This is a genomic window from Chryseobacterium sp. MHB01, assembly GCF_034651565.1.
Classification (GTDB): Bacteria; Bacteroidota; Bacteroidia; order Flavobacteriales; family Weeksellaceae; genus Chryseobacterium; species Chryseobacterium nepalense.
Genome location: NZ_JAYEDA010000007.1, coordinates 150,037 through 173,911, shown reverse-complemented (window position 1 = coordinate 173,911; position 23,875 = coordinate 150,037). Strand labels below are relative to the sequence as shown.

At 36.6% G+C, this 23,875-nt stretch carries 35 protein-coding genes; 32 read left to right on the top strand and 3 right to left on the bottom strand.

The genetic code is table 11. The annotated features are described in order from the left end of the window. Window positions 1–5: 5 nt before the first annotated feature. The 6 genes from fusA (at window position 6) to U9K52_RS13070 (ending at window position 7,317) form a co-directional block, all read left to right on the top strand. Entirely contained in the window at window positions 6–2,123 is a 2,118-nt protein-coding gene (gene fusA / locus U9K52_RS13095; RefSeq protein WP_248390145.1) for an elongation factor G, read from the top strand. 17 nt (window positions 2,124–2,140) lie between these two features. Then, on the top strand, window positions 2,141–2,446 hold the full coding sequence (gene rpsJ, locus U9K52_RS13090) for a 30S ribosomal protein S10 (RefSeq protein ID WP_002661363.1): 306 nt from the start codon (window positions 2,141–2,143) through the stop codon (window positions 2,444–2,446). A 217-nt stretch (window positions 2,447–2,663) separates the two neighbouring features. Then, complete coding sequence (locus tag U9K52_RS13085; protein WP_322926949.1) at window positions 2,664–3,500, top strand: GLPGLI family protein; 837 nt, start codon at window positions 2,664–2,666, stop codon at window positions 3,498–3,500. A gap of 41 nt (window positions 3,501–3,541) precedes the next feature. Further along, on the top strand, window positions 3,542–4,348 hold the full coding sequence (locus tag U9K52_RS13080) for a GLPGLI family protein (RefSeq protein ID WP_322926946.1): 807 nt from the start codon (window positions 3,542–3,544) through the stop codon (window positions 4,346–4,348). 80 nt (window positions 4,349–4,428) lie between these two features. Then, on the top strand, window positions 4,429–4,926 hold the full coding sequence (locus tag U9K52_RS13075; RefSeq protein WP_322926944.1) for a low affinity iron permease family protein: 498 nt from the start codon (window positions 4,429–4,431) through the stop codon (window positions 4,924–4,926). Between the two features lie 144 nt (window positions 4,927–5,070). After that, the gene (locus tag U9K52_RS13070; RefSeq protein ID WP_322926941.1) at window positions 5,071–7,317 is read left to right on the top strand and encodes a zinc-dependent metalloprotease; all 2,247 of its coding nucleotides are present in this window, start codon (window positions 5,071–5,073) and stop codon (window positions 7,315–7,317) included. 48 nt (window positions 7,318–7,365) lie between these two features. Here U9K52_RS13070 and U9K52_RS13065 read toward each other — a convergent pair whose 3' ends face one another. The 3 genes from U9K52_RS13065 to U9K52_RS13055 are packed head-to-tail and all read right to left on the bottom strand — an operon-like array spanning window position 7,366 to window position 11,240. Continuing rightward, window positions 7,366–10,068, bottom strand: coding sequence for a hypothetical protein (locus U9K52_RS13065; RefSeq protein ID WP_322926939.1), 2,703 nt, complete (start codon window positions 10,066–10,068; stop codon window positions 7,366–7,368). A 51-nt stretch (window positions 10,069–10,119) separates the two neighbouring features. After that, window positions 10,120–11,097: a hypothetical protein gene (locus U9K52_RS13060; protein ID WP_322926936.1), complete on the bottom strand. Its 978-nt coding sequence runs from the start codon at window positions 11,095–11,097 to the stop codon at window positions 10,120–10,122. Continuing rightward, window positions 11,097–11,240 carry a hypothetical protein gene (locus U9K52_RS13055; RefSeq protein ID WP_248390166.1) on the bottom strand — a complete coding sequence of 48 codons (144 nt, stop codon included), beginning with the start codon at window positions 11,238–11,240 and terminating at the stop codon, window positions 11,097–11,099. The genes U9K52_RS13060 and U9K52_RS13055 overlap by 1 nt, the downstream gene beginning before the upstream one ends. Window positions 11,241–11,555: 315 nt before the next feature. Between U9K52_RS13055 and rplC the strand changes: the two genes are divergently transcribed. The 26 genes from rplC to rpsD all read left to right on the top strand — a co-directional run bounded on the left by rplC (window position 11,556) and on the right by rpsD (window position 23,860). Further along, window positions 11,556–12,182, top strand: a complete 627-nt coding sequence (gene rplC / locus U9K52_RS13050) for a 50S ribosomal protein L3 (protein WP_072883922.1) — start codon at window positions 11,556–11,558, stop codon at window positions 12,180–12,182. Next, window positions 12,173–12,802, top strand: a complete 630-nt coding sequence (gene rplD / locus U9K52_RS13045; RefSeq protein ID WP_248390169.1) for a 50S ribosomal protein L4 — start codon at window positions 12,173–12,175, stop codon at window positions 12,800–12,802. Before rplC ends, rplD begins: the two co-directional genes overlap by 10 nt. Window positions 12,803–12,805: 3 nt before the next feature. Further along, complete coding sequence (rplW, locus tag U9K52_RS13040) at window positions 12,806–13,096, top strand: 50S ribosomal protein L23 (protein ID WP_322926933.1); 291 nt, start codon at window positions 12,806–12,808, stop codon at window positions 13,094–13,096. A 21-nt stretch (window positions 13,097–13,117) separates the two neighbouring features. After that, window positions 13,118–13,939 carry a 50S ribosomal protein L2 gene (gene rplB / locus U9K52_RS13035; protein ID WP_034678013.1) on the top strand — a complete coding sequence of 274 codons (822 nt, stop codon included), beginning with the start codon at window positions 13,118–13,120 and terminating at the stop codon, window positions 13,937–13,939. Window positions 13,940–13,941: 2 nt separating this feature from the next. Further along, on the top strand, window positions 13,942–14,220 hold the full coding sequence (gene rpsS / locus U9K52_RS13030) for a 30S ribosomal protein S19 (RefSeq protein ID WP_002983209.1): 279 nt from the start codon (window positions 13,942–13,944) through the stop codon (window positions 14,218–14,220). 2 nt (window positions 14,221–14,222) lie between these two features. After that, entirely contained in the window at window positions 14,223–14,621 is a 399-nt protein-coding gene (rplV, locus tag U9K52_RS13025; protein ID WP_029297778.1) for a 50S ribosomal protein L22, read from the top strand. Window positions 14,622–14,628: 7 nt separating this feature from the next. Continuing rightward, complete coding sequence (gene rpsC / locus U9K52_RS13020) at window positions 14,629–15,387, top strand: 30S ribosomal protein S3 (protein WP_322926926.1); 759 nt, start codon at window positions 14,629–14,631, stop codon at window positions 15,385–15,387. Between the two features lie 99 nt (window positions 15,388–15,486). After that, complete coding sequence (rplP, locus tag U9K52_RS13015; protein ID WP_002983219.1) at window positions 15,487–15,912, top strand: 50S ribosomal protein L16; 426 nt, start codon at window positions 15,487–15,489, stop codon at window positions 15,910–15,912. A 12-nt stretch (window positions 15,913–15,924) separates the two neighbouring features. Beyond that, window positions 15,925–16,110 carry a 50S ribosomal protein L29 gene (rpmC, locus tag U9K52_RS13010; protein WP_089999869.1) on the top strand — a complete coding sequence of 62 codons (186 nt, stop codon included), beginning with the start codon at window positions 15,925–15,927 and terminating at the stop codon, window positions 16,108–16,110. Window positions 16,111–16,122: 12 nt separating this feature from the next. Next, on the top strand, window positions 16,123–16,377 hold the full coding sequence (gene rpsQ / locus U9K52_RS13005; RefSeq protein WP_029297775.1) for a 30S ribosomal protein S17: 255 nt from the start codon (window positions 16,123–16,125) through the stop codon (window positions 16,375–16,377). Between the two features lie 2 nt (window positions 16,378–16,379). Further along, window positions 16,380–16,748, top strand: coding sequence for a 50S ribosomal protein L14 (rplN, locus tag U9K52_RS13000; RefSeq protein WP_007839504.1), 369 nt, complete (start codon window positions 16,380–16,382; stop codon window positions 16,746–16,748). 19 nt (window positions 16,749–16,767) lie between these two features. Continuing rightward, entirely contained in the window at window positions 16,768–17,094 is a 327-nt protein-coding gene (rplX, locus tag U9K52_RS12995) for a 50S ribosomal protein L24 (RefSeq protein WP_123852737.1), read from the top strand. Between the two features lie 13 nt (window positions 17,095–17,107). Beyond that, the gene (gene rplE, locus U9K52_RS12990) at window positions 17,108–17,659 is read left to right on the top strand and encodes a 50S ribosomal protein L5 (protein WP_072883928.1); all 552 of its coding nucleotides are present in this window, start codon (window positions 17,108–17,110) and stop codon (window positions 17,657–17,659) included. Window positions 17,660–17,662: 3 nt separating this feature from the next. Continuing rightward, complete coding sequence (gene rpsN / locus U9K52_RS12985; RefSeq protein WP_027387207.1) at window positions 17,663–17,932, top strand: 30S ribosomal protein S14; 270 nt, start codon at window positions 17,663–17,665, stop codon at window positions 17,930–17,932. A gap of 147 nt (window positions 17,933–18,079) precedes the next feature. After that, window positions 18,080–18,478 carry a 30S ribosomal protein S8 gene (gene rpsH, locus U9K52_RS12980; protein ID WP_116095828.1) on the top strand — a complete coding sequence of 133 codons (399 nt, stop codon included), beginning with the start codon at window positions 18,080–18,082 and terminating at the stop codon, window positions 18,476–18,478. Between the two features lie 17 nt (window positions 18,479–18,495). After that, window positions 18,496–19,041: a 50S ribosomal protein L6 gene (rplF, locus tag U9K52_RS12975; RefSeq protein WP_076391864.1), complete on the top strand. Its 546-nt coding sequence runs from the start codon at window positions 18,496–18,498 to the stop codon at window positions 19,039–19,041. A 15-nt stretch (window positions 19,042–19,056) separates the two neighbouring features. Beyond that, window positions 19,057–19,410: a 50S ribosomal protein L18 gene (rplR, locus tag U9K52_RS12970; RefSeq protein ID WP_169231319.1), complete on the top strand. Its 354-nt coding sequence runs from the start codon at window positions 19,057–19,059 to the stop codon at window positions 19,408–19,410. 18 nt (window positions 19,411–19,428) lie between these two features. Continuing rightward, complete coding sequence (gene rpsE, locus U9K52_RS12965; RefSeq protein ID WP_034712988.1) at window positions 19,429–19,950, top strand: 30S ribosomal protein S5; 522 nt, start codon at window positions 19,429–19,431, stop codon at window positions 19,948–19,950. Window positions 19,951–19,961: 11 nt separating this feature from the next. Next, window positions 19,962–20,138 carry a 50S ribosomal protein L30 gene (gene rpmD, locus U9K52_RS12960; RefSeq protein ID WP_029297759.1) on the top strand — a complete coding sequence of 59 codons (177 nt, stop codon included), beginning with the start codon at window positions 19,962–19,964 and terminating at the stop codon, window positions 20,136–20,138. 19 nt (window positions 20,139–20,157) lie between these two features. Beyond that, window positions 20,158–20,607 (top strand): 50S ribosomal protein L15, encoded by a 450-nt coding sequence (gene rplO / locus U9K52_RS12955; protein ID WP_248390176.1) that lies wholly within the window; start codon window positions 20,158–20,160, stop codon window positions 20,605–20,607. Between the two features lie 9 nt (window positions 20,608–20,616). Further along, window positions 20,617–21,996 carry a preprotein translocase subunit SecY gene (gene secY, locus U9K52_RS12950; RefSeq protein ID WP_066434454.1) on the top strand — a complete coding sequence of 460 codons (1,380 nt, stop codon included), beginning with the start codon at window positions 20,617–20,619 and terminating at the stop codon, window positions 21,994–21,996. Between the two features lie 3 nt (window positions 21,997–21,999). Further along, on the top strand, window positions 22,000–22,215 hold the full coding sequence (gene infA / locus U9K52_RS12945; RefSeq protein ID WP_029297754.1) for a translation initiation factor IF-1: 216 nt from the start codon (window positions 22,000–22,002) through the stop codon (window positions 22,213–22,215). Between the two features lie 111 nt (window positions 22,216–22,326). Beyond that, complete coding sequence (rpmJ, locus tag U9K52_RS21320) at window positions 22,327–22,443, top strand: 50S ribosomal protein L36 (protein WP_007839480.1); 117 nt, start codon at window positions 22,327–22,329, stop codon at window positions 22,441–22,443. Window positions 22,444–22,452: 9 nt separating this feature from the next. Next, complete coding sequence (rpsM, locus tag U9K52_RS12940; protein ID WP_042720400.1) at window positions 22,453–22,830, top strand: 30S ribosomal protein S13; 378 nt, start codon at window positions 22,453–22,455, stop codon at window positions 22,828–22,830. A 12-nt stretch (window positions 22,831–22,842) separates the two neighbouring features. Continuing rightward, window positions 22,843–23,232 carry a 30S ribosomal protein S11 gene (gene rpsK / locus U9K52_RS12935; RefSeq protein ID WP_002983263.1) on the top strand — a complete coding sequence of 130 codons (390 nt, stop codon included), beginning with the start codon at window positions 22,843–22,845 and terminating at the stop codon, window positions 23,230–23,232. A gap of 19 nt (window positions 23,233–23,251) precedes the next feature. Continuing rightward, on the top strand, window positions 23,252–23,860 hold the full coding sequence (gene rpsD / locus U9K52_RS12930; RefSeq protein WP_169231317.1) for a 30S ribosomal protein S4: 609 nt from the start codon (window positions 23,252–23,254) through the stop codon (window positions 23,858–23,860). Window positions 23,861–23,875: the final 15 nt, after the last annotated feature.

Below are 23,875 nucleotides of genomic sequence, written 5' to 3'. Positions count from 1 at the left end.
CTGAAATGGGAAGAGATCTTAAATTTACAAGAAATATTGGTATTGCTGCTCACATTGACGCAGGAAAAACAACCACTACAGAAAGGATTTTATTCTATACAGGTGTAAACCACAAAATTGGAGAGGTTCACGATGGTGCTTCTACAATGGACTGGATGGAACAGGAAGCAGAAAGAGGTATTACCATTACTTCTGCTGCAACTACTTGTAACTGGAATTTCCCAACAGATCAAGGTAAGAAATTACCTGAAACAATGCCTTACCACTTCAACATTATCGATACACCGGGACACGTTGACTTCACCGTAGAAGTAAACAGATCTTTGAGAGTATTAGATGGATTGGTATTCCTTTTCTCTGCCGTAGACGGTGTAGAGCCTCAGTCTGAAACAAACTGGAGACTTGCAGACAACTACAAAGTGGCGAGAATGGGATTCGTAAACAAAATGGACAGACAGGGTGCTGACTTCTTGAACGTTGTAAAACAAGTAAAAGAAATGTTAGGATCCAACGCCGTTCCAATCGTTTTACCAATCGGTGCTGAAGAAGATTTTAAAGGAGTTGTAGACTTAATTAAAAACAGAGCGATCATCTGGGATGAAGCTGGACAAGGTGCTACTTATGAAGTAGTTCCAATTCCGGAAGATATGAAAGATGAAGTTCTTGAATATAGAGAGAAATTAGTAGAAGCGGTAGCTGATTATGATGAGACTTTGATGGAGAAATTCTTCGAAGATCCGGATTCAATTTCTGAAGAAGAAATCAACGAAGCGCTTAGAAAAGCTACTATCGACCTTTCTATTATCCCAATGACTTGTGGTTCTTCTTTCAAGAACAAAGGAGTACAGTTTATGCTTGATGCTGTTTGTAAATATCTTCCTTCTCCACTGGATAAGGATAATATCAAAGGAACAGACCCAAGAACTGATGCTGATATTGAAAGAAAACCATCTGTAGATGAGCCTTTCGCTGCATTAGCTTTCAAAATTGCTACTGACCCGTTCGTAGGTAGACTAGCATTCTTCAGAGCTTATTCAGGAAGATTGGATGCAGGTTCTTATGTATTGAACACCCGTTCAAACAATAAAGAAAGAATCTCAAGAATCTATCAGATGCACGCAAATAAACAAAATCCGGTTGAGTATATCGAGGCTGGAGATATTGGTGCTGCTGTAGGATTTAAAGATATTAAAACAGGAGATACGTTATCTGACGAAAAGAACCCTATCGTTCTTGAATCAATGATCTTCCCGGATCCGGTAATCGGTATCGCTGTTGAGCCTAAAACGAAAGCTGACCAGGATAAAATGGGTAACGCTTTGGCTAAATTGGCTGAAGAAGATCCAACGTTCCAGGTTAAAACTGACGAGGCTTCAGGACAAACAATCATCTCCGGTATGGGTGAGCTTCACTTGGATATCATCGTAGACCGTATGAGAAGAGAGTTCAAAGTAGAGGTTAACCAAGGACAGCCGCAAGTAGAATATAAAGAAGCTCTTACACAAAAAGCTAACCACAGAGAGGTTTACAAAAAGCAATCCGGAGGTAGAGGTAAGTTCGCAGATATCGTATTCGAAATCGGTCCTGCAGACGAAGGTAAAACAGGTCTTGAATTCATCAACGAAATTAAAGGAGGTAATATTCCTAGAGAATTTATTCCTGCTGTTGAGAAAGGATTTAAAGAATCAATGAAGAACGGTCCTTTGGCTGGTTTCGAAGTTGAGGCAATGAAGATTGTTCTTAAAGACGGATCTTTCCACGCGGTTGACTCCGATCAGCTTTCTTTCGAATTAGCTGCTAAAATGGGATTCAAAGAAGCGGGTAGAGCTGCTAAAGCAGTAATCATGGAACCTATCATGAAGCTTGAGGTGGTAACTCCTGAAGAATACATGGGTGATATCGTAGGTGACCTTAACAGAAGAAGAGGTACAGTAAACGGTATGGATGACAGAAATAACGCTAAAGTTATCAAAGCTTTCGTTCCGCTTTCTGAAATGTTTGGTTATGTAACTTCTCTTAGAACGTTATCTTCAGGTAGAGCAACATCTTCTATGGAATTCGAGAAATACGAAGCTGCTCCTAGTAACGTTGCTGAAGAAGTAATCGCTAAGGCTAAAGGTTAATATTAAATTAGATTAAAATGTCACAAAGAATCAGAATAAAACTTAAATCTTACGATTACAACTTAGTAGATAAATCTGCAGAGAAAATCGTAAAAACGGTAAAGGCTACAGGTGCTGTTGTAAACGGACCTATTCCATTGCCAACAAACAAGAGAATCTTCACTGTGTTAAGATCTCCACACGTAAACAAGAAAGCAAGAGAGCAGTTCCAGTTATCAGCTCACAAGAGATTGATGGATATCTACTCTTCTTCTTCTAAGACTGTTGATGCTCTAATGAAATTAGAACTTCCTTCAGGTGTAGACGTAGAAATTAAAGTGTGATAAATCTGCTGGAAAACGGAAGTCTGAATGATAAAGTTTTCTGAGCATCACAATTGAGTTTCCAAACGCTGAGCATAGTCGAAGCGTGCTATGATAATAATCCCTTTTCTAAAGAAGAGGGATTTTTTTATGCTTCAAATTCAAAATAAAATGTTAAAATTAGTATTATGTATTGCAAGGTTCTGTTTATTATGTATATTTGGAGAAAATTATTACTATGAATAAACTCATGCACCTGATCATACTATTTGCTTGTTCAGTGACCGCACAGACCCACCGTTTTATATACGATGTCGTTTACCGGCCGGATTCTGCATCAACTGAAGTACGTAAAGCGAATTATTATCTTGATATTAATCCGGATGAAACATTTTATTATGAACGTCCTTTCTTTGTAAGCGATTCTATAGAAAAGGCTTCCGGTTTAAGAACTTTCAACGGAAAGGTTACGGATCTTATGAGTAAAAAAATTAAAACGCAGGAGTATGTGCTATACAGCATCCAGAGTTTTGATATTTATCAGTTAAAAGACAACCCTAAAATCTCTTGGAAAATTGAAAAGGAAACCAAAAAGTCTTCTTCTCTGCAGCTACAGAAAGCGACGGCGAAGTTTGGAGGCAGAAACTGGATCGCCTGGTTCTCTAAAGACATTGCTTTTCAGGAAGGGCCTTATAAGTTTCACGGTTTGCCGGGATTGATTGTTGAAATATATGATGATAAAAAGAATTACCATTTTTCATTAAATAAATCTGAAAACTTTACTGAAACACAATTCATAAGTTTCTACAAAAATGCAAAGGCAAGAGGAGTGGAAATCCCGTATTCAAAATACCAATCGATGCTATTGAGCTATTATCATGATCCTATAAAGTTTATCAACAGTGGTCAGATCGAGATTAATGAAGAACATAAATTGGGATTGGAAGACGGAAGGATAATTTATAAGCCTGAAGAACTTCGCCAATATGCACTTGAGGAACAGCGAAGAATTAGAAAATATAACAACCCTATCGAGATCGATCAAGCAGTTCGCTATCCGAAAATAAAAAAATAATAAGTAAACGTAAAATTACTATGCAAAAATATCTATTTGTAATGATACTATTTAGCTTATCATTGAGTGCACAAACGCACCGATTCATTTATGAATATCATTTTAAAACGGATTCCACAGCAGCCGAAAAAAGGAAAGTGAGCATGGTGCTGGATGTGAATCCTGACGAAGTAAAGTTCTATAACTATGATTTTGTTGTTACAGACTCTATCAATAAGACAAAAGGTGAAAACAATATAGTTTGGGATGATACTCCTGCGCTTACAAGAAAGAAAAATTCACTAGTAACTTCAAATTATATTATGGTTCAGAATATGTTTATTGTGGAAACCACTGATAAAATAAACTGGAATCTTGATAACGAGACAAAAATAATCGGAGGTTATAAGCTTCAGAAAGCAACGGCGAAATATGGAGGAAGAAACTGGACCGCATGGTTTACTAAAGAAATCAGCCTGAATGAAGGTCCGTACAAATTTAATGGCCTTCCAGGAATGATATTTGAGATTTATGATGATAAAGATAACTTCAGATTCTCATTAGTGAAAAGTTACAAACTTTCTAAAACGTACGAAACCAGAGAGATCCTCGAAAATTTTGGCGGACAGAAACCTGTCAAAATCCCTGAATCCAGACTTAAGAAAATGTTGCTTGACCATTATAATGATCCGCTGCATGGCTTTAAAGAACAATATAAAAACAACACCCATCCTGATGCACGTTTTATGGTAATGGGAATCGAAGTAAAAAGCCCTGAACAGTTCAAAGAACTTTCTGAAATGATGCGGAAAAATATTACGAAAAATAATAATCCTATAGAAGTGGATAAAGCGATACATTATAACTAATCTTATTACCAGTTAATTTAACCAGAAACTCTGCTACTTCGGCGGAGTTTTTGCTGCTTTTTATTGAAAAAATTAGTGTAATGTCTAAATCAGATCAAAGTATATTTGAAAGATTTTCAAATTGGGCAACAAAATTTACGGGAAGTTCCTATGCATTTATAGGAGCAACATTAATTATAATCATCTGGGGTGTTTCAGGACCTGTTTTTAATTATTCGGAAACATGGCAGCTTTTTATTAATACCGGAACTACAATTATCACTTTTCTGATGGTGTTTTTAATTCAGAAGGCACAGAATAAAGATTCAAAAGCAATTCAGATCAAGCTGAATGAGCTGATTGCCGCCAATGAAAAAGCGAGCAACAGAATAGTGGATATTGAAGACCTCACGGAAAAGGAGCTGGACCAGCTGCACTGCTATTATGAAAAACTTGCGGATTTTGCGGAAGAAGATGATGATATTCATTCCTCACACTCTATCGATGCGGCGCATAGAAATCAGGATCATAAAGACAGAATCTTCAGGAAAAAGCATGAAGAGTGGCTGCAGGAACAACAAAAGAAAGAATCAAACTGATTCTATTCAGATAATTATTAAAATCAATAAGGTTTAATGTTTTCAATAGATGGGTCTTATATAATTGTTAATTAATTTATAATTTAAAAGTTATTATTGCTGTTTTGTTATTAAATTTTAAATTTGTTGCCCTAATTTTAATTTATGAAAACAAAACTACCAATTCTGTTGCTGGCTGTTGCCGGAACAATGGTAAACGCACAATGGAGCAGAACACTGCCTGGAAAAGATGCTGTAAGAAGAAATGATAATCCTATTTATTACAAATTGGATATAGATCAAATTAGAACACAGCTCTTGCAAGCTCAAAAAATAGGCGAAGGTAAAGCGGTCACAATCAAGATTCCTACTCTGGAAGGTAAGATTGAAATATTTGCCGTAAACAGCTTTCCTGTAGTTGACGAAGCAATGGCAAATCAATATCAACTGGGATCTTACGTAGGTAAAGGAATTGATGACCCTGAAAAATATATCAGATTTAGTGTGGCTCCTAATGATTTTCAATCGATGATTATCAGCAATGGGAAATATGAATTTATTGAGCCGGCATCTGCAGATAAAACAGTTTATTTTGTTCATGGAAAATCCAGTAAAAGAGGGGCTTTTACTTGTACTACAAAAGAAAATTCTGCATCTGTTGCAAGATTAAATAATTTATTGAAGAATGGAGCTCTAGAAAAGTCGGGGAATAAAAAATTTCATACACTTAGATTAGCTTTATCAGTTACTGGAGAATATGGCGCATATTATGGTGGTGCAGCTGGAGCACTTGCCCAGATGAATGCTACAATGACAAGAGTAAATGGAGTTTTTGAACAAGAATTTAACTTACATCTGAATATGGTAAGCGCTCCTAATCTCATATTTACTAATGCTTCTACCGACCCTTATAGCAGTTCAAGTAACATGTGTAAATGGAATTATGAACTTATGAATGTATTGCATGGAGGAAATTATGGAGTGACTGATGGAACTTTTGATATTGGTCATTTATTTGGTAGAAGCGGTGGAGGTGGTAATGCAGGTTGTATTGGTTGTATTGGCAGCAATACGGTAACGTATTCAACATATAGCGGTGGATTTTCCGGATGCTCGTCGTCAACATATTTTTCCCCTGATGATTATAAAGGAAGCGGTATTACTTCTCCCGGATCCGGAGCACCACAGGGTGATAATTTTGATATTGATTATGTAGCTCATGAAATGGGACATCAATTAGGAGATTCTCATACATATAGTTTTTATGAACAATTTCTAGATAATGAAATGGAACCCGGTTCCGGATCTACCATTATGGGATATGCTGGAATTACGGGAGATAATACAGATCTTCAAATGCATTCTGATCCTTATTTTCATAGTGCAAGTATTGATCAGGTTCAAACAAATTTAGCATTGAAAACAGTAGATGTGGAAACGGATATTGCAAACAATCCACCTGTAGTTACATCAATGACCAATACTTATACCATCCCAAAATCTACAGCTTTTGTTTTAACTGCAAATGCTGTTGATCCTGATGGTGATGCATTAACATATTGTTGGGAAGAAATGGATGCAAGTATTATTGATGGGGGCATAGGAATGACAGTAGGAGCCAATGATTATGGTATGGCAGAAGCTATTGGCAACACTACTTCCGGAGCAAGTTTCAGATCATGGCCTGCTACATCAACCCCTACAAGATATTTTCCTAAATTATCAACTGTTTTGGCAGGAACGGTAAAAAATACTGCTGATTTTGAGGCTGCTTCTACTGTGGCAAGAACTACAAACTTCCGGGTAACTGTAAGAGATAATAAAATCGGTGGACAAGCTCAGACTGCATATGCTACTCAGACAATCGTCGTAGGATCTGCAGCGGCGTTTACTGTTAATGCAACAACATTAACTCCTAATACCAATTCAACTGTAACATGGGTAGTTTCCGGAACTACGGCTGCTCCATATAATGTTGCCAACGTAAAGATTGATTATACTTATGACGGAGGAGACACCTGGACTGTTTTAGCGGCGTCCGTTCCCAATTCAGGTTCGGCGACGGTTTTTGTTCCTGCAGCATTGGCCGGGAAAAGTGGACATATAAGAGTTTCTGCCATTGGAAATGTCTTCTATGCGGTAAAACAGAACAATGTGGGAACATTGGCAACATCAGAAACCGAAAATGTTAAAACTGTTGAGATTTATCCAAATCCTGTTGATGACGTATTAAACGTGAAAAATATTTCATCTAAAGCAACATATGAAATCTATAATGCTCCGGGGCAGCTGATTAATAAGGGATCAGTAGGGGATGGTAAGATTATAGTAAGAGGTTTGGTTAAAGGTGTTTACTTTATTAATATCGATGAAAAAGGAACACTATATAAAAACAAGTTTATAAAAAAATAATAATGACAAGAAAAAACCTCTGATTAATCAGAGGGTTTTTTTAATAATTTATTGCATAAAATAACCAAAATAAGTGCAGCTTCCCAGCAGGTCTTTAGCTGTTTCCGTATCTGCATATTGTGCTTTTAGCAAAGCAAAATAGGTTCTGTACTTCTGATTTTTAATCTGATCAAGCTGTTTCTGATAAGCATTGCTTTTCTCACTGTATTTAGGATCAGAATAATCAACGGTTGAAGGGTGTGAGGCCTCATACTGGTAATATTTTCCCTGTTCGGCACTTGCCATCTGGAAAAGAATTCTCGCTTTCTGTTCTTTATTGGCTGAAATGCTCAATGCTCGTTTATAATAATTGATCGCCAGATCAAAATTATCCGGTTCGATATAAATTCTGTCCGGGAATCCTTTGTAGTAATACTTGTAAGGATTTGTTCGTGGCGACGTGTCAAAGTAATATTTTCCTCCGTTTGAATTGTCAAGATCCATTACAAAAAGCTGCCTGTAATATCCGAGAATCGAAGTATTGTACAATACATTTCCTATCAATTGATTGGCTATAGCAGATTTTTCATCTTTTCCATTTCCGATTTTCTTCAGTTGGATCAATGCATCCGCCAGTTCGAGTTTATTCATAGCTGGCTTAATGAATGGAAATGCGGAATAATCTTCCTTCTTCATACTTTCATCAGGAGCACTCTGATAACTTACCCAGACATTATGGCCAAAAACAAGATCGGAGATATTGCTGAATCCATTGTAAGCTCCTGCCTGATATTTCAAGGGAGTAAGTTTTTTCTCATCATAGTTCCAATCGGATCTTGGAATTCCGGAGAAGTTCTGGGCTTTTGCATAATATGATTTAGCTTTTTCAAAATCTGCCTGCCTCATGGCCCGGTCTCCATAAATTACGGCAAAAAAGGCATCAATATTTCCGACGTCGTTAATGTTTTTAGCAATAATCTGCTGCTCAAACTGTGTTTTGTTTGTTTTTCTGTAGAAATCTTCCACACTTTTCACAAGACTTGAATTCGGGCTATACTGCAGGTCGGAAAGCTTATTGTTCATCAGGAAAGATTTGCCATCTTCACCCTGAAGAAAATAACGGTTGGCAAGAACATCTTTCAGAAAGTCTGCTGTAGAAGGAACTTCACCGTAATAATTATATTCATCTGTTTCGGTACTATCCTTTTTTACTTCCGGTTTTTCTGTAAAATATTCTGAATAGTCTTTCATTAAATGATCTTCGTAATCCGCATCAATTTTCGGCTGGGAAACAATATCATTCAGAACTTTCATTCTTTTAATCTCTTCCGTGTATTCCGGATTGGAGGTTTTGATGTTCTCTAGAATTTCGGTGCTTGCTTTATAATCTTTTTTCAGGAATTTCAGATATGCATCAGCAATCTGCCAATATTCATCTTTGGATTTTTCTTTTGTTTTGGAGGTGAATTTTTCCAGGTCATCCAGAAAATCTTTAGTTTTGTCATCATACCAGTAGTTATTTCTGGTGAATACAGGAATTCTGTCCGGATTATCAAGAAGTTCATCATCACTTTGATCTGCTTTTCCATCAGGAGAATTTTTATCTTTCTTACTGCTGAATAGGTTTTTGAAAAACCTTATTATTTTCTGCCAGAACGATAGTTCCTCTTTTTTAGGCTCTGCAGTTTGTGTTTTACCCGGATCCGTATTGTCTGTTCCGGTAATTGTTTTCTCACTATTGTCGTCGTTTGTATAGTAATAAATAGGAAGGTAGCTTCTTTCCAGCTCATTGATGCTTCTCACCGCCATTACTTTCAGGATCTCAGAATCCGGATTGATCTCAAACATTTTTTCCATTACAGGAATGGGATTATTGAAATCTTCATACCCTAAAAGAAAATAAGCCATGTTTTTGTCTTCATTAGTATCGGCTCTTTTTAAAATATTATTAAATGAGGCCGTATCTGAAAGTTTCATAGATATGAAAGCGGATTCTTTTCTGCTTTTACTGTCCCTGAACACCTGGAAGAAGTTCCAGTTGGCTTCGCTGTTCATTCCCAATCCGCGCTGAGCTCCTGCAAGCTGATCAAGCGCCATAATGTATGGTGCACCTTTCAGTTTCAGAGGTTCTACATAAGTTTTAAATGCTTTTACCGCCGCATCGTAATTTCTTGTGTAATGATTGAATCGCACAAGCTGATAACCGTACCGCTGTTTTATTTCGGGATTTTTTGCAGCATTATATAATGAGGTAAGTGCAGCAATGGTTTTATTGTAATCGAGATTGGTTGCGTTCTTTCCTGTTCCGGGCTCTCTGTAATAATAAAATGAATCTGCGCTTTCAATATAATTAATCTTCATGTATGGTTCCAGGTATTTGGCCTCAATAAGATAATCGAGTCCTTCACGGTATTTTTGGTAAAATCCAGGTCCTAACGTTACCAATAGCTGGTTGGTGGGCGATCCTTTTTTTAAAGCATTAAGATCGTTAATATTCATTTTATTAACCAGATATTCCGTCTGCGCATAGCTCAGCTGATTGCTGAAATATCTTTTCCATGAATCGATATTTTCATCAGGTATTATGGAAGGTTTAAAATCAGTATAAAATCTGGTCGAATAGCTGTGAAGAAAAGGCAGGTAAGATTTATCCTTAATAATACTCTGTGTAAAAAGATTGAAATATTCGTAATCCGGATCAGACCAGGCACAAGCCCCGGATTCTGTATAAAAAAGAGAAACAACAGCGAGTGAGAGAAGGTATTTTTTCATTGTATAGCGGTGTTTAGTGAGCATTTATTTGTTTACTATCATCCGAAGGAACTAAAAATTTAAATTTCGGTTCCTGACAAATTTACCATCCAATTGATAATAAATAATATGGTAACGGGAAATTTTTTTATCGAGAAAATCGGTGACTGCTGTGAGCTGACTGTCAGAAATGGATTCAATTTTAATCCTGAAACCCTTATTCATATAGTTTCCGAAATAAAATCCATCTTTCATAATTTCAATTTCATGATCTGAAATCTTTTTAAAATCTGAATTTTCAAGATCTTTTTCTGCTAAAGCGTTAATCAGCTTATGCTTTCCCAGATAATTGGTTACAATTCCCCAGGAATAGATAGGCAATGCTACCTCTATCTTTTTTATAGGATATTGATCAACATCTGCCAGATAACTTTTCAGAATCTGGACATCCAGGATAGAATTTTTATCAGAGTTTTCCAACGGTGAAGAAGTGGAGTAGCACATAAGGTAAACTTTATTAACCGGCGGAATGCCTGTTGTGGATTTATCCCGTACTTGATGAAGACGGAGCGTACAGGTGACTTCTTTGCCTGAAATTTTTTTCAGTTCTTTTAAAAATGTAAAATAATCATTACGTGTTCCCGCCGTCCAGTCGCAGTCGATCTGTATTTCTGATGCGGAGTTCAGATGATAGTCTGTAATTTTCTTTTTTACCAGCTCATTAATGCTTCGGGCAAGAAAATTTATTTCATCTTTTTTGATGTAAAGAAAAGTACGGTTGGTAATGAAAACAACGGGTATTATTTTCTGATGGACTATAAAACTTTTGTCCTGAATTATAACCCCTAAAGGCTGGAATTTGTCTCCGGATTTATCAACATCAAAAAAGCGGGTATAGAGATAAGGGACGGTAGTTTTATTCAATGCCATTTTTTCGTCCGCATTGAGAGCAAGTTTAGTTTTCCAGTAATAAAAAGTGTAAGGATGATCTTCCTTCGTGCTGCAGGAAAATATCAAAAGCAGAATACATAAGAATCTGAGTGTTCTCATTACTGATACAAATCAATATCATCAAAGGTAAAAGCAGAATTTATTGCTTCTACGGCATTACTAAGGTTTCTTTCAAAAAATTTAAAAGGACTACTGAATGCATTTTTCAGATGCGGAATAAGTTGGTTATATGTATTTTTCATATCATCAGGAGATTTATAAATAAATTTAACCTAACAAAAATCAAACCGTAATTACAGCAATTGAAGAACGGTTGTAATGAAAAAATTTTATTATTCACAAATTATTCCTCTGAATTTTTCTCCCGATTTTACAAAAATGGTCTAATTGATTAAAAATCAAAATATTTTGCATGAAATATTTGTCAGTTATAAAAATATTCATAAATTTGCACACTCATTTTAGGGGCGTAGTATGCCTACATCAAACGTAGAAATTACTTCAGACTTCCTGAAAATGACGATAAATAAAGGATAAATTTTATTATAACATAAACAATGTCAGGTATTATTGGTAAAAAAATCGGTATGACTTCTTTGTTTGACGAAGCAGGGAAAAATATTCCTTGTACAGTTATTCAAGCTGGTCCGTGCTCGGTTTTACAGGTCAGAACCATTGAAAAAGACGGTTATAAGTCAGTTCAGTTAGGTTTCGATGACAAGAGTGAGAAGAACGTTGGTAAAGCGTTAGCTGGTCATTTTAAAAAGGCTGGTTCTGCTCCTAAAGCTAAATTGGTAGAATTCTACAGAGAATTCGTTGATGAAGTGAAAGTAGGAGAGGAAGTAACTGTAAACTTATTTGCTGAAGGTGAATTCGTTGACGTAACAGGTACTTCTAAAGGTAAAGGTTTCCAAGGTGTTGTTAAAAGACACGGCTTTGGAGGTGTAATGCAGGCAACTCATGGTCAGCACAACAGACTTAGAGCTCCAGGTTCTATCGGTGCTGGATCAGACCCTTCAAGAGTATTCAAAGGGATGAGAATGGCTGGTAGAATGGGAGGTAAGCAGGTAACTGTACAAAACCTTCAGGTATTAAAAGTGGATCAAGATCAGAATCTTTTAGTAGTAAAAGGTGCTGTTCCGGGAGCTAAAAATTCTTATGTAATTATCAGAAAATGGAACTAGTAGTATTAAATACATCAGGAAAAGAGACCGGAAGAAAAGTAACTCTGGACGAAACAGTATTCGGAATCGAGCCAAATCAGCACGCGGTTTACTTAGAAGTTAAACAGTACCTTGCTGCACAAAGACAAGGGACTCATAAAGCAAAAGAAAGAAGCGAAATCACTGCTTCTACTAAAAAACTTAAGAAGCAAAAAGGATCTGGTTCTGCAAGATACGGGGATATTAAATCTCCAACATTCAGAGGTGGAGGTAGAGTATTCGGACCAAAACCAAGAGATTACAGATTCAAATTGAATAAAGCTCTTAAGAGATTAGCTAAAAAATCTGTTTTATCTCAGAAAATGAGAGACAACAGCATCAGAGTTTTAGAAGATCTGAGCCTAAATGCTCCTAAGACTAAAGATTTCATCAATGTATTAAATGCATTGGAACTTAACGGTAAAAAATCTTTATTCGTTCTTCCTGAAGCTAACAAGAATGTATATTTATCTTCAAGAAACTTACCTAAAACTAAAGTAATGAACTTCAATGAAATCAGTTCTTACGATTTAGTAAACGCAGGTGAGATCGTATTCTTCGAAGGTGCAGTTGAAAAATTCCAGGAAAATTTAAAGAAATAAATCATGTCAGTTATTATTAAACCAGTTATTTCAGAAAAGGCTAATTACCTTACGGATTTAAGAGGTACTTATTCTTTCTTGGTAGATACCAAAGCGAATAAGATCCAGATTAAAAAGGCTGTTGAAGCAGCTTACGGTGTAAAAGTAGCAGACGTAAATACAATGATTTATGCTCCTAGAGTATCTGCGAAATATACTAAAAAAGGTCTTCAGCTTGGAAAGACGAATAAATTGAAAAAAGCGGTAATCAAACTTGCTGAAGGTGAGGTTATCGATATTTTTGCTGTAAATTAATTATAATTATAAATAATAGTAATGTCTGTTAGAAAATTAAAACCTATCACCCCGGGACAGAGATTCAGAATTGTAAACAATTTTGAGGAAATTACTACCAACAAACCAGAGAAATCTCTAACAGTTGGTATTAAAAAGTCAGGTGGACGTAACCAAACAGGTAAAATGACCATGCGTTACACCGGAGGTGGACACAAAAAGAAATACAGAATTATTGACTTCAAAAGAAACAAAGCAAACGTTGAAGCAACTGTAAAATCTGTAGAATACGATCCAAACAGAACTGCATTTATCGCTTTATTAGAATATGCTGACGGAGAGAAGAGATATATCATCGCTCCAAATGGTATCAAAGTAGATCAGAAAGTAGTTTCAGGTGAGAGCGTAGAACCAAACGTAGGTAACGCAATGAAATTGAAAAATATTCCATTGGGTACTGTAATTTCTTGTGTTGAAATGAAGCCTGGTCAAGGTGCTATTTTAGCAAGAAGTGCTGGTTCATCAGCGCAATTAACTTCAAGAGACGGAAAATATGCGATCATCAAATTGCCTTCAGGAGAATCAAGAATGATCCTTACTGAATGTATGGCAATGATCGGTTCAGTTTCCAACTCTGATCACCAATTAACTGTATCAGGTAAAGCTGGTAGAAGCAGATGGTTAGGTAGAAGACCAAGAACAAGAGCGGTTGTAATGAACCCTGTAGATCACCCAATGGGTGGTGGTGAAGGACGTTCTTCTGGAGGTCACCCAAGATCTAGAAACGGTATGCCGTCTAAAGGTTACAAAACTAGAAAGAAAAACAAAGTGTCTAACCGTTACATCGTATCTAAAAGAAAATAATTATGGCAAGATCACTTAAAAAAGGACCGTTCATTCATCATACTTTAGATAAGAAGGTTCAGGCAAATATAGAGTCTGGTAAGAAGACAGTTATCAAAACTTGGTCTAGAGCATCGATGATCTCTCCGGACTTCGTAGGACAAACTATTGCTGTACACAACGGGAAATCTTTTATCCCTGTATATGTTACAGAAAACATGGTAGGTCACAAGTTAGGCGAATTTTCTCCAACAAGATCTTTCAGAGGTCATGGTGGTAACAAAAACAAAGGAAGCAGATAATCATGGGATCAAGAAAACAAGATAGTTCAATCGCAAGAAAAGAAGCTAACAAAGACGTTGTTAAAGCTTCATTAAATAACTGCCCATCTTCTCCTAGAAAAATGAGATTAGTTGCTGATATCATTAGAGGAGAGCAAGTAGATAAAGCTCTTTATATCCTTAAATATTCTAAGAAAGAAGCTTCTAACAAATTAGAAAAATTACTTCTTTCTGCAATTGCCAACTGGCAGGTAAAAAACGAAGGTGCAGACATCGAGGAAGCAAACCTTATCGTTAAAGAAATATTCGTGGATAGTGCAAGACAATTGAAGAGACTAAGACCAGCTCCGCAAGGTAGAGGGTACAGAATCAGAAAAAGATCTAACCACGTTACATTAATCTTAGGTAATAAAGAAAATTAATCAAGGTATGGGACAGAAGACAAATCCAATTGGTAACAGATTAGGTATCATCAGAGGATGGGATTCTAACTGGTTTGGCGGAAACGATTATGGAGACAGAATCGCGGAAGACTACAAAATCAGAAGATACCTTGAAGCTAGATTATCTAAAGGTGGGATTTCAAGAATTTATATTGAAAGAACATTAAAATTAGTAACAGTTACAATTACTACTGCTAGACCGGGACTTATCATCGGTAAAGGAGGTCAGGAAGTTGATAAACTGAAAGAAGAGTTGAAAAAATTGACTAAGAAAGATATTCAAATCAACATCTTCGAAATTAAAAGACCTGAGCTGGATGCAGTATTAGTTGCTGACAGCATTGCTAAGCAAATCGAAAACAGAATTTCTTACAGAAGAGCTGTGAAGATGGCAATGGCAGGTACCATGAGAATGGGTGCAGAAGGTATCAAAGTTCAGATCTCTGGTAGATTGAACGGTGCTGAAATGGCAAGATCAGAATCTTTCAAAGACGGAAGAATTCCATTGTCTACTTTCAGAGCAGATATCGATTACCATATCGGTGAGGCATTAACTCAGTACGGAAAGCTAGGTGTAAAAGTTTGGATCATGAAAGGTGAAGTTTACGGTAAAAGAGAACTTTCTCCGCTAGTGGGACAACAGAAAAAAGGCGGTCAGTCTGACAGAAGAGAAAACAGAGGAGGAGACAGAAGAGACAACAGAGGACCTAGAAAGAACAATAACAATAATAACAATAATAATTAAAATTTTAGATTAGACCATTTTGAATTTTAAATTACCGTTACTTTTTTAAAATAAAAAACAATCTAAAATCTAAAATCTAAAATCTAAAATTTAGAGATTATGTTACAACCAAAAAGAACCAAGTTCCGTAGAGTACATAAGATGAAGATGAAGGGGAATGCCCAGAGAGGTAGTCAACTTGCTTATGGAACTTTCGGAATCAAGGCGACAGAAGGTGCTTGGATCACTGCAAGACAGATTGAAGCTGCTCGTATCGCTGCGACAAGATATATGAAGAGAGAAGGTCAGCTATGGATCAAAATCTTCCCGGATAAGCCAATTACTAAAAAACCAGCTGAAGTAAGGATGGGTAAAGGTAAAGGTGCCGTGGAATATTGGGTAGCTGTAGTAAAACCAGGTAAAATTATGTTCGAAGTAGGAGGAGTTCCTTACGAAGTAGCGAAAGAAGCTCTTAGACTTGCTGCACAAAAATTACCAGTTGTTACTAAATTTATAGTTGCTAACGATTTTGTTAAACCTCTTTAATCTTTGAATACAATGAAAAAAGCTGATATTAAAAATTTAAGCGCGGGTGATATTCAAAACCAATTAACTGAAGCAAAAGCTCAATATTCTAAATTGAAATTGGCTCATGCAATCAGCCCAATTGAAAACCCGATCCAAATCAGAGATTTGAGAAAAACAATCGCAAGACTAAACACTGAGTTAACTAACAAACAATAATTTCATTTTACAATGGATAGAAATTTAAGAAAAGAAAGAATCGGAGTGGTTTCCAGCAATAAAATGGAAAAAACTATTGTTGTTAGTGAAACTACGAGAGTAAAGCACCCGATGTACGGTAAATTCGTATTGAAAACGAAAAAATATACTGCACACGACGAGAACAACGAATGCGCGGAAGGAGATACAGTTTTGATCCAAGAAACTAGACCTTTGAGCAAGAACAAAAGATGGAGATTAGTAAGAATCATTGAAAAAGCTAAGTAATAATGTTACAAACAGAATCAAGATTAAAAGTTGCTGATAACACAGGTGCTAAAGAAGTATTGGTTATCAGAGTTCTGGGAGGAACCAGAAGAAGATATGCTTCAGTTGGTGATAAAATCGTTGTTACTATCAAAGATTCTACACCATCAGGAAACGCTAAAAAAGGTCAGGTATCTAAAGCTGTAGTAGTAAGAACTAAAAAAGCAGTTAGAAGAAAAGATGGTTCATACATCAAATTCGAAGACAATGCTTGTGTATTGCTAAACGCAGCGGGAGAAATGAGAGGAACCCGTGTTTTCGGACCAGTTGCTCGTGAGTTGAGAGACAAAGAATATATGAAAATCATTTCATTAGCTCCTGAAGTACTTTAATATTTAAAATTTTAAAAAAATGTCAAAGTTAAAAATAAAAAGAGGAGATAACGTAATCATTACTACCGGTAAGAAAGATATCAAAGGTAAGACTGGTGAAGTTATTGAAGTGATCAAAAAAGAAGGAAGAGACCCTAGAGTTATCGTTGCAGGACTTAACATTGTTAAAAAACACGTTAAGCCTTCAGCTTCTAACCCTCAAGGAGGAATCACTGAGAAAGAAGCTTCTATTCATATCTCAAATGTAGCTTTAGTTGGAAAAGACGGAAAAGCGATCAAAGTAGGTTATAAAACCGAAGGAGATAAGAAAGTAAGAATCAACAAAAAAACGGGTGAAACTTTATAATTTTAAATAACACATGGAATATATAGCAAGACCCAAAAAAGCATATAAAGAAACGATTGTTCCTGCAATGATGGAAGAATTCGGATACAAATCTGTAATGCAGGTACCAAGACTTGAGAAAATTGTTTTGTCTCAAGGTTTAGGAGATGCTACAGCAGATAAGAAAATTATCGATTATGCTGTTGAAGAATTAACGAATATCACTGGTCAGAAAGCTGTAGGTACGATCTCTAAGAAAGACGAAGCTGCTTTCAAACTAAGAAAAGGTATGCCTGTAGGGGCTAAAGTTACGCTAAGAGCTAACAAAATGTATGAGTTCTTGGATAGATTAACTTCTTCTGCTTTGCCACGTATCAGAGATTTCTCTGGAATCAAAGCGGATGGTTTTGACGGTAGAGGTAACTATAACTTAGGGATCACTGAGCAGATCATTTTCCCTGAGATCGTAATCGACAAAGTGAAAAAAATCCAGGGGATGGACATCACTTTCGTTACTACTGCGAAAACAGATAAAGAAGCTAAAGCATTATTAACTCACTTCGGTTTACCATTCAAAAAGAACTAAGAAATGGCTAAAGAATCAATGAAAGCGCGTGAGCGCAAAAGAGAAGCGTTAGTAGCTAAATACGCTGATAAAAGAAAAGCTTTAAAAGAAGCAGGTGATTATGAAGGACTTCAGAAATTACCCAAAAATGCTTCTCCTGTAAGATTACACAACAGATGTAAACTAACAGGAAGACCAAGAGGATACATGAGAACGTTTGGTATTTCCAGAGTAACTTTCAGAGAAATGGCAAACAACGGTCTTATCCCGGGCGTTAAAAAAGCTAGTTGGTAATAATTACTAATTAAAAAATCGGGACAATTAAGTTGTCTGGATACTAAAGATAAAAAATATCAGACCGAAGATTTCTGAAGTCTGATATTTTACTCTTCAAGTCCTTACAATACTGATTGTTCTTTAACCAATAATTTATAAAGAAAAATGGTAACAGATCCAATTTCAGATTTCCTAACAAGAGTAAGGAACGCACAAAGCGCAGGCCACAAAGTGGTGGAAATTCCTGCATCGAAAATCAAAAAGGAGATTACTAAGATCTTATTTGATCAAGGGTATATCTTAAACTACAAGTTTGAAGATAGCGCTGTTCAGGGAACGATCAAAATCGCTTTAAAGTACGACAAGCAAACCAACAAACCAGCTATTAAGTCTATCCAAAGAGCTTCTAGACCAGGTTTGAGACAGTACAAAGGTTCAGGAGAACTTCCAAGAGTACTAAACGGTTTGGGTATTTCTATCATCTCTACTTCTAAAGGAGTAATGACTGACAAGAAAGCTAGAGAAGAGAAAGTAGGCGGTGAAGTAATCTGCTATGTTTATTAATTTTTAATCACAGGAAAATGTCAAGAATTGGTAAAGCAATTATAACAGTTCCAGCAGGAGTTACAATCACTGAAAAAGATGGTGTGGTAACTGTAAAAGGTCCTAAAGGAGAACTTTCTCAGGAGCTTACAGCAGGAATTACTATAGAACAGAAAGATGGTGAACTGAACGTAAACAGACCATCTGATGCTAAACAACACAAAGCGCTTCACGGTTTATACAGAGCGTTAATCAACAACATGATTGTTGGTGTAAATACAGGTTTCGAAAAGAAACTGGAATTAGTAGGGGTAGGATACAGAGCTTCTCACGCAGGTCAAAAACTTGAGTTGGCTTTAGGATTCTCTCACGGTATCGTATTAGAACTTCCAAGCGAAGTAAAAGTAGATACATTGACTGAAAAAGGTAAAAACCCAATTATTACTTTAACGTCTCACGACAACCAACTTCTAGGGATGGTAGCTGCAAAGATCCGTTCTTTCAGAAAGCCTGAACCATACAAAGGTAAAGGGGTAAGATTCGTAGGAGAAATTGTTAGACGTAAAGCTGGTAAATCTGCTTAATAAATTATAAGTATTATGGCATTAACTAAAGTAGAAAAAAGAATAAGAATCAAAAGAAGAGTAAGAGGAAAAATCTCTGGATCTTCTGAATTGCCAAGATTATCTGTATACAAAAGTAATAAGGAAATTTACGCTCAGTTAATCGACGATAACAGTGGAAAAACTTTGGCTTCTGCTTCTTCAAGAGAGAAAGGCGTTGAAGCTAACGGAACTAAGACTGAAGTTTCTGCTGCCGTAGGTAAGGCTATTGCTGCCAAAGCTATCGCTGCAGGAATCGAAAATATTGTATTTGATAGAAACGGATTCGTATATCACGGGAGAATCAAAGCTCTTGCGGACGGTGCGAGAGAAGGTGGACTTAAATTCTAATCATTAAATTTCGGAAATATGTTAGGACTAGATAATATAGAAAGAGTAAAACCGGGAGGATTAGAACTTAAAGATCGTCTCGTAGCTGTAAACAGAGTAACAAAAGTAACTAAAGGAGGTAGAGCTTTCGGATTTTCTGCAATTGTTGTTGTAGGGAACGAAGAAGGAGTGATCGGGTACGGTTTAGGAAAATCTAAAGAGGTTGCTTCTGCAATTGCTAAGGCAGTTGAAGACGCTAAGAAAAACCTTGTGAAAGTTCCTGTAATGAACCATACGATTCCTCACCAGACTACTGCTAGATACGGAGGTGCGGATATCTTCTTAAGACCTGCTTCTCACGGTACAGGGCTTATCGCCGGTGGTGCGGTAAGAGCGGTACTGGAATCTGCTGGTATTCACGATATCCTTTCAAAATCTAAAGGATCTTCAAACCCTCACAACGTGGTGAAAGCTACTTTCAAAGCGTTATTGGATATCAGAAGACCTGAAGAAATTGCTAGAATGAGAGGAGTTTCACTAAGTAAAGTGTTTAACGGTTAATAAATAAGACAATGGCAACAATCAAAGTAAAACAAGTAAGAAGCGCTATTGGAAGAACAAAAACCCAAAAGAGAACGCTTGAAGCATTAGGATTAAAGAAACTTCACCAAGTTGTAGAACACGAAGCTACTCCTTCTATCTTAGGAATGATAGCTGCAGTTAGTCACTTACTTGAAGTTCAAAAATAATTTTTAAAATAATTTTAAAATGAATTTAAACAACATAAAGCCAGCTGCAGGATCTACTTTCAATTCAAAAAGAATTGGTAGAGGACAAGGTAGCGGAAAAGGTGGTACTTCTACAAAAGGACATAAAGGACAAAAAGCAAGAGCCGGATATTCTCAGAAAATCGGTTTCGAAGGAGGTCAGATGCCTTTACAAAGAAGATTACCTAAATTCGGTTTCAAAAACGTAAACAGAAAAGAGTTTAGAGCTATTAACCTTGATTCTATCCAGACTTTAATTGAAAATAAATCCATCACAGGAGATATTACAAAAGAAGTTTTGGTAGCAAACGGTTTGGCAACTAAAAACGAATTAGTGAAAATTATGGGTAGGGGAGAATTGAAATCTGCGGTTTCTATCTCAGCTGACAAATTCACTAAATCTGCTGAAGAGCTTATCGCTAAAGCAGGTGGAAAAGCAATTACCTTATAATAATTACTAATGAAAGAATTTATACAAACACTCAAAAATATTTGGAGTCTTAAAGAACTTAGAGATAAAATTATCTTTACTTTAGGAATTATCCTTGTGTATAGATTCGCATCTTATATCTCTCTGCCTGCAATTAACCTTGCAGAAGTGGGAGATCTCTTAGAGCATTATAAAAATCAAGGCGGTAACAAGCAAGGAGCAGGTCTCCTTGGCTTGCTTTCGTCGTTTACGGGGGGAGCTTTCAGTCACGCTTCCGTAATGGCGTTAGGTATCATGCCTTATATTTCTGCTTCTATTATTGTTCAGTTGATGGGAATGGCTATTCCTTATCTTCAGAAGCTTCAGAAAGATGGAGAGTCCGGTAGAAATACATTGAACCAGATAACTAGATGGTTAACAATTGGAGTTTGTCTTGTACAGGCACCTTCTTATTTAACTTCTATTACTCAATTATTCTTACCATATGCTCAGTTCTCATCTGCATATTATGTAGAGCCAAATTCCATCATGTTCTGGTTACCAAGTATTGTAATCTTGGTTGCCGGTTCAGTATTCGCAATGTGGTTGGGTGAAAAAATCACCGACAAAGGTATCGGAAACGGTATCTCTATCCTTATTATGGTGGGGATCCTTTCAAGATTACCGGAAGCATTCGTACAGGAAATGGCAGTTCAGAACGGAAAAGGAGGAATGGGATCAATCATGATCCTTATTGAAGTAATTTTCTGGATGTTGGTTGTTCTTTTAGCAGTGGTATTATCCGTTGCTGTGAGAAAAATCCCTATCCAGTATGTAAGCAGAGCTCAGGCAAGAGGAGGTGTAAACAGAAATCTTATGCAAGGAGCAAGACAGTGGATTCCATTGAAAGTAAACGCTGCCGGTGTAATGCCGATCATTTTCGCTCAGGCGCTGATGTTCGTTCCGGGGCTTTTAACTAAAGTAGATGAGTCAAACACTTTTCTTGCAGGTTTCAAGAATGTTTTTAGCTGGCAGTACAATGTATTGTTTGCGCTATTGATTATTATTTTCTCATTCTTCTATACTGCGATCACAATTCCGGTAAACCAAATGGCTGATGATTTGAAGAGAAATGGAGGTTTAGTACCAAAGGTAAGACCAGGAAAAGAGACCGCTGATTATTTAGATGATATTTTATCAAAAATTACCTTGCCAGGTGCAATTTTTTTATCTATCTTTGCAGTCCTTCCGGCAATTGTACACGGAAGCTTTGTTCAGACAGATGCGTTCGCCTTATTTTTCGGGGGAACGTCACTATTGATTATGGTGGGAGTAATTTTAGATACTGTTCAACAGATTAATACCTATCTGCTGAACCATCATTATGATGGCTTAATGCAGTCTAAATTATCAAGAACGACTGGATATTAATTTATGGCAAAACAAAAACATATTGAACAAGACGGCGTTATAACGGAAGCACTTTCGAACGCTCAGTTCCGTGTAGAGCTGGAAAACGGGCATGTTCTCATCGCCCATATCTCCGGCAAAATGCGTATGCACTATATTAAGTTATTACCTGGTGATAAGGTAAAATTAGAAATGTCTCCTTACGATTTGTCGAAGGGGAGGATTACATTTAGATATTAAGACAATCTGCCAAATGGAGCGTATGTTCCATTTGGCTATTGTTAAAGAAATAAATACTATCAAATGAAATCGAAGGATTCTTTTGGCAGTTAAAAAAATAAATATTTTCAAATGAAAGTAAGAGCATCAATTAAAAAAAGAAGCGCTGATTGCAAAATCGTACGCAGAAAAGGTGTACTATTCGTAATCAACAAGAAGAACCCAAAATTTAAACAAAGACAAGGCTAACATTAAATTATGGCGAGAATTTCAGGTATTGATTTACCAAAAAACAAAAGAGGTGTTATCGGTTTAACTTACATCTACGGAATTGGAAGAAGTACTTCTTCAGAAATCCTTAAAGCTGCCGGTATCAGCGAAGACAAGAAAGTCAACGAATGGAATGACGATGAATTGGCTGCAATCAGAAACTATATCTCTGAAAACGTTAAAGTAGAAGGAGAATTAAGATCTGAAGTGCAATTGAACATTAAGCGATTAATGGACATAGGATGCCAACGAGGAATACGTCACAGACTTGGATTACCTTTAAGAGGCCAGAGAACGAAAAACAACTCTAGAACCCGTAAAGGAAAGAGAAAAACTGTTGCTAACAAGAAAAAAGCTAGTAAATAATCGTTAGGAATTATGGCAAAACAAACTAAAGTAGTTAAGAAAAGAAAAGTAAAAGTTGAGGCTATTGGTGAAGCACATATTCAGGCTTCTTTCAATAACATCATCATTTCTTTAACAAATAAAAACGGAGAGGTTATCTCTTGGGCTTCTGCCGGTAAAATGGGTTTCAGAGGTTCTAAAAAGAATACTCCATTTGCTGCTCAGATGGCAGCTGAAAATTGCTCTGCTGTAGCTCACGAAGCTGGATTAAGAAGAGTAAAGGTGTTTGTGAAAGGACCAGGTGCAGGTAGAGAATCTGCTATCAGATCTATTCACAATTCAGGAATTGAAGTTAGCGAAATCATTGATGTGACTCCTATGCCACACAATGGATGTAGACCACCAAAAAGAAGAAGAGTTTAATTTTTAGAATTTATCCATTATGGCAAGATATATTGGTCCTAAAACTAAGATTGCGAGAAAGTTTGGTGCTGCAATCTACGGAGATGACAAAAACTTCGAGAAAAGAAAAAACCAACCGCCGGGACAACACGGTCCTAACAAAAGAAGAGGTGCTAAGAAATCTGAATACGCAGTTCAGTTAGCTGAAAAGCAAAAAGCTAAATATACTTACGGTATTTTAGAAAGACAGTTTGCTAACTTATTCGACAAAGCACACAGAAGTAAAGGTGTAACAGGTGAAGTTCTATTGCAACTTTGCGAATCAAGATTGGACAACGTAGTGTACAGATTAGGTTTTGCTAAAACAAGATCTGCTGCAAGACAGTTGGTTTCTCACAGACACATCACTGTGAACGGAGAAATCCTGAACATTCCTTCATATTTGGTAAAAGCAGGTGATGTAATTGCTGTAAGAGAAAAGTCTAAGTCTCTTGAAGTAGTTACCAACGCATTGGCTTCTAAAGCAAATTATGAGTGGTTACAATTCAACGATGAGAAGAAAGAAGGTACTTTCGTTTCTGCTCCTGAGAGAATCCAAATTCCGGAAGACATCAAGGAACAGCTTATCGTCGAACTTTACTCTAAATAATTTTTTAATCAAATT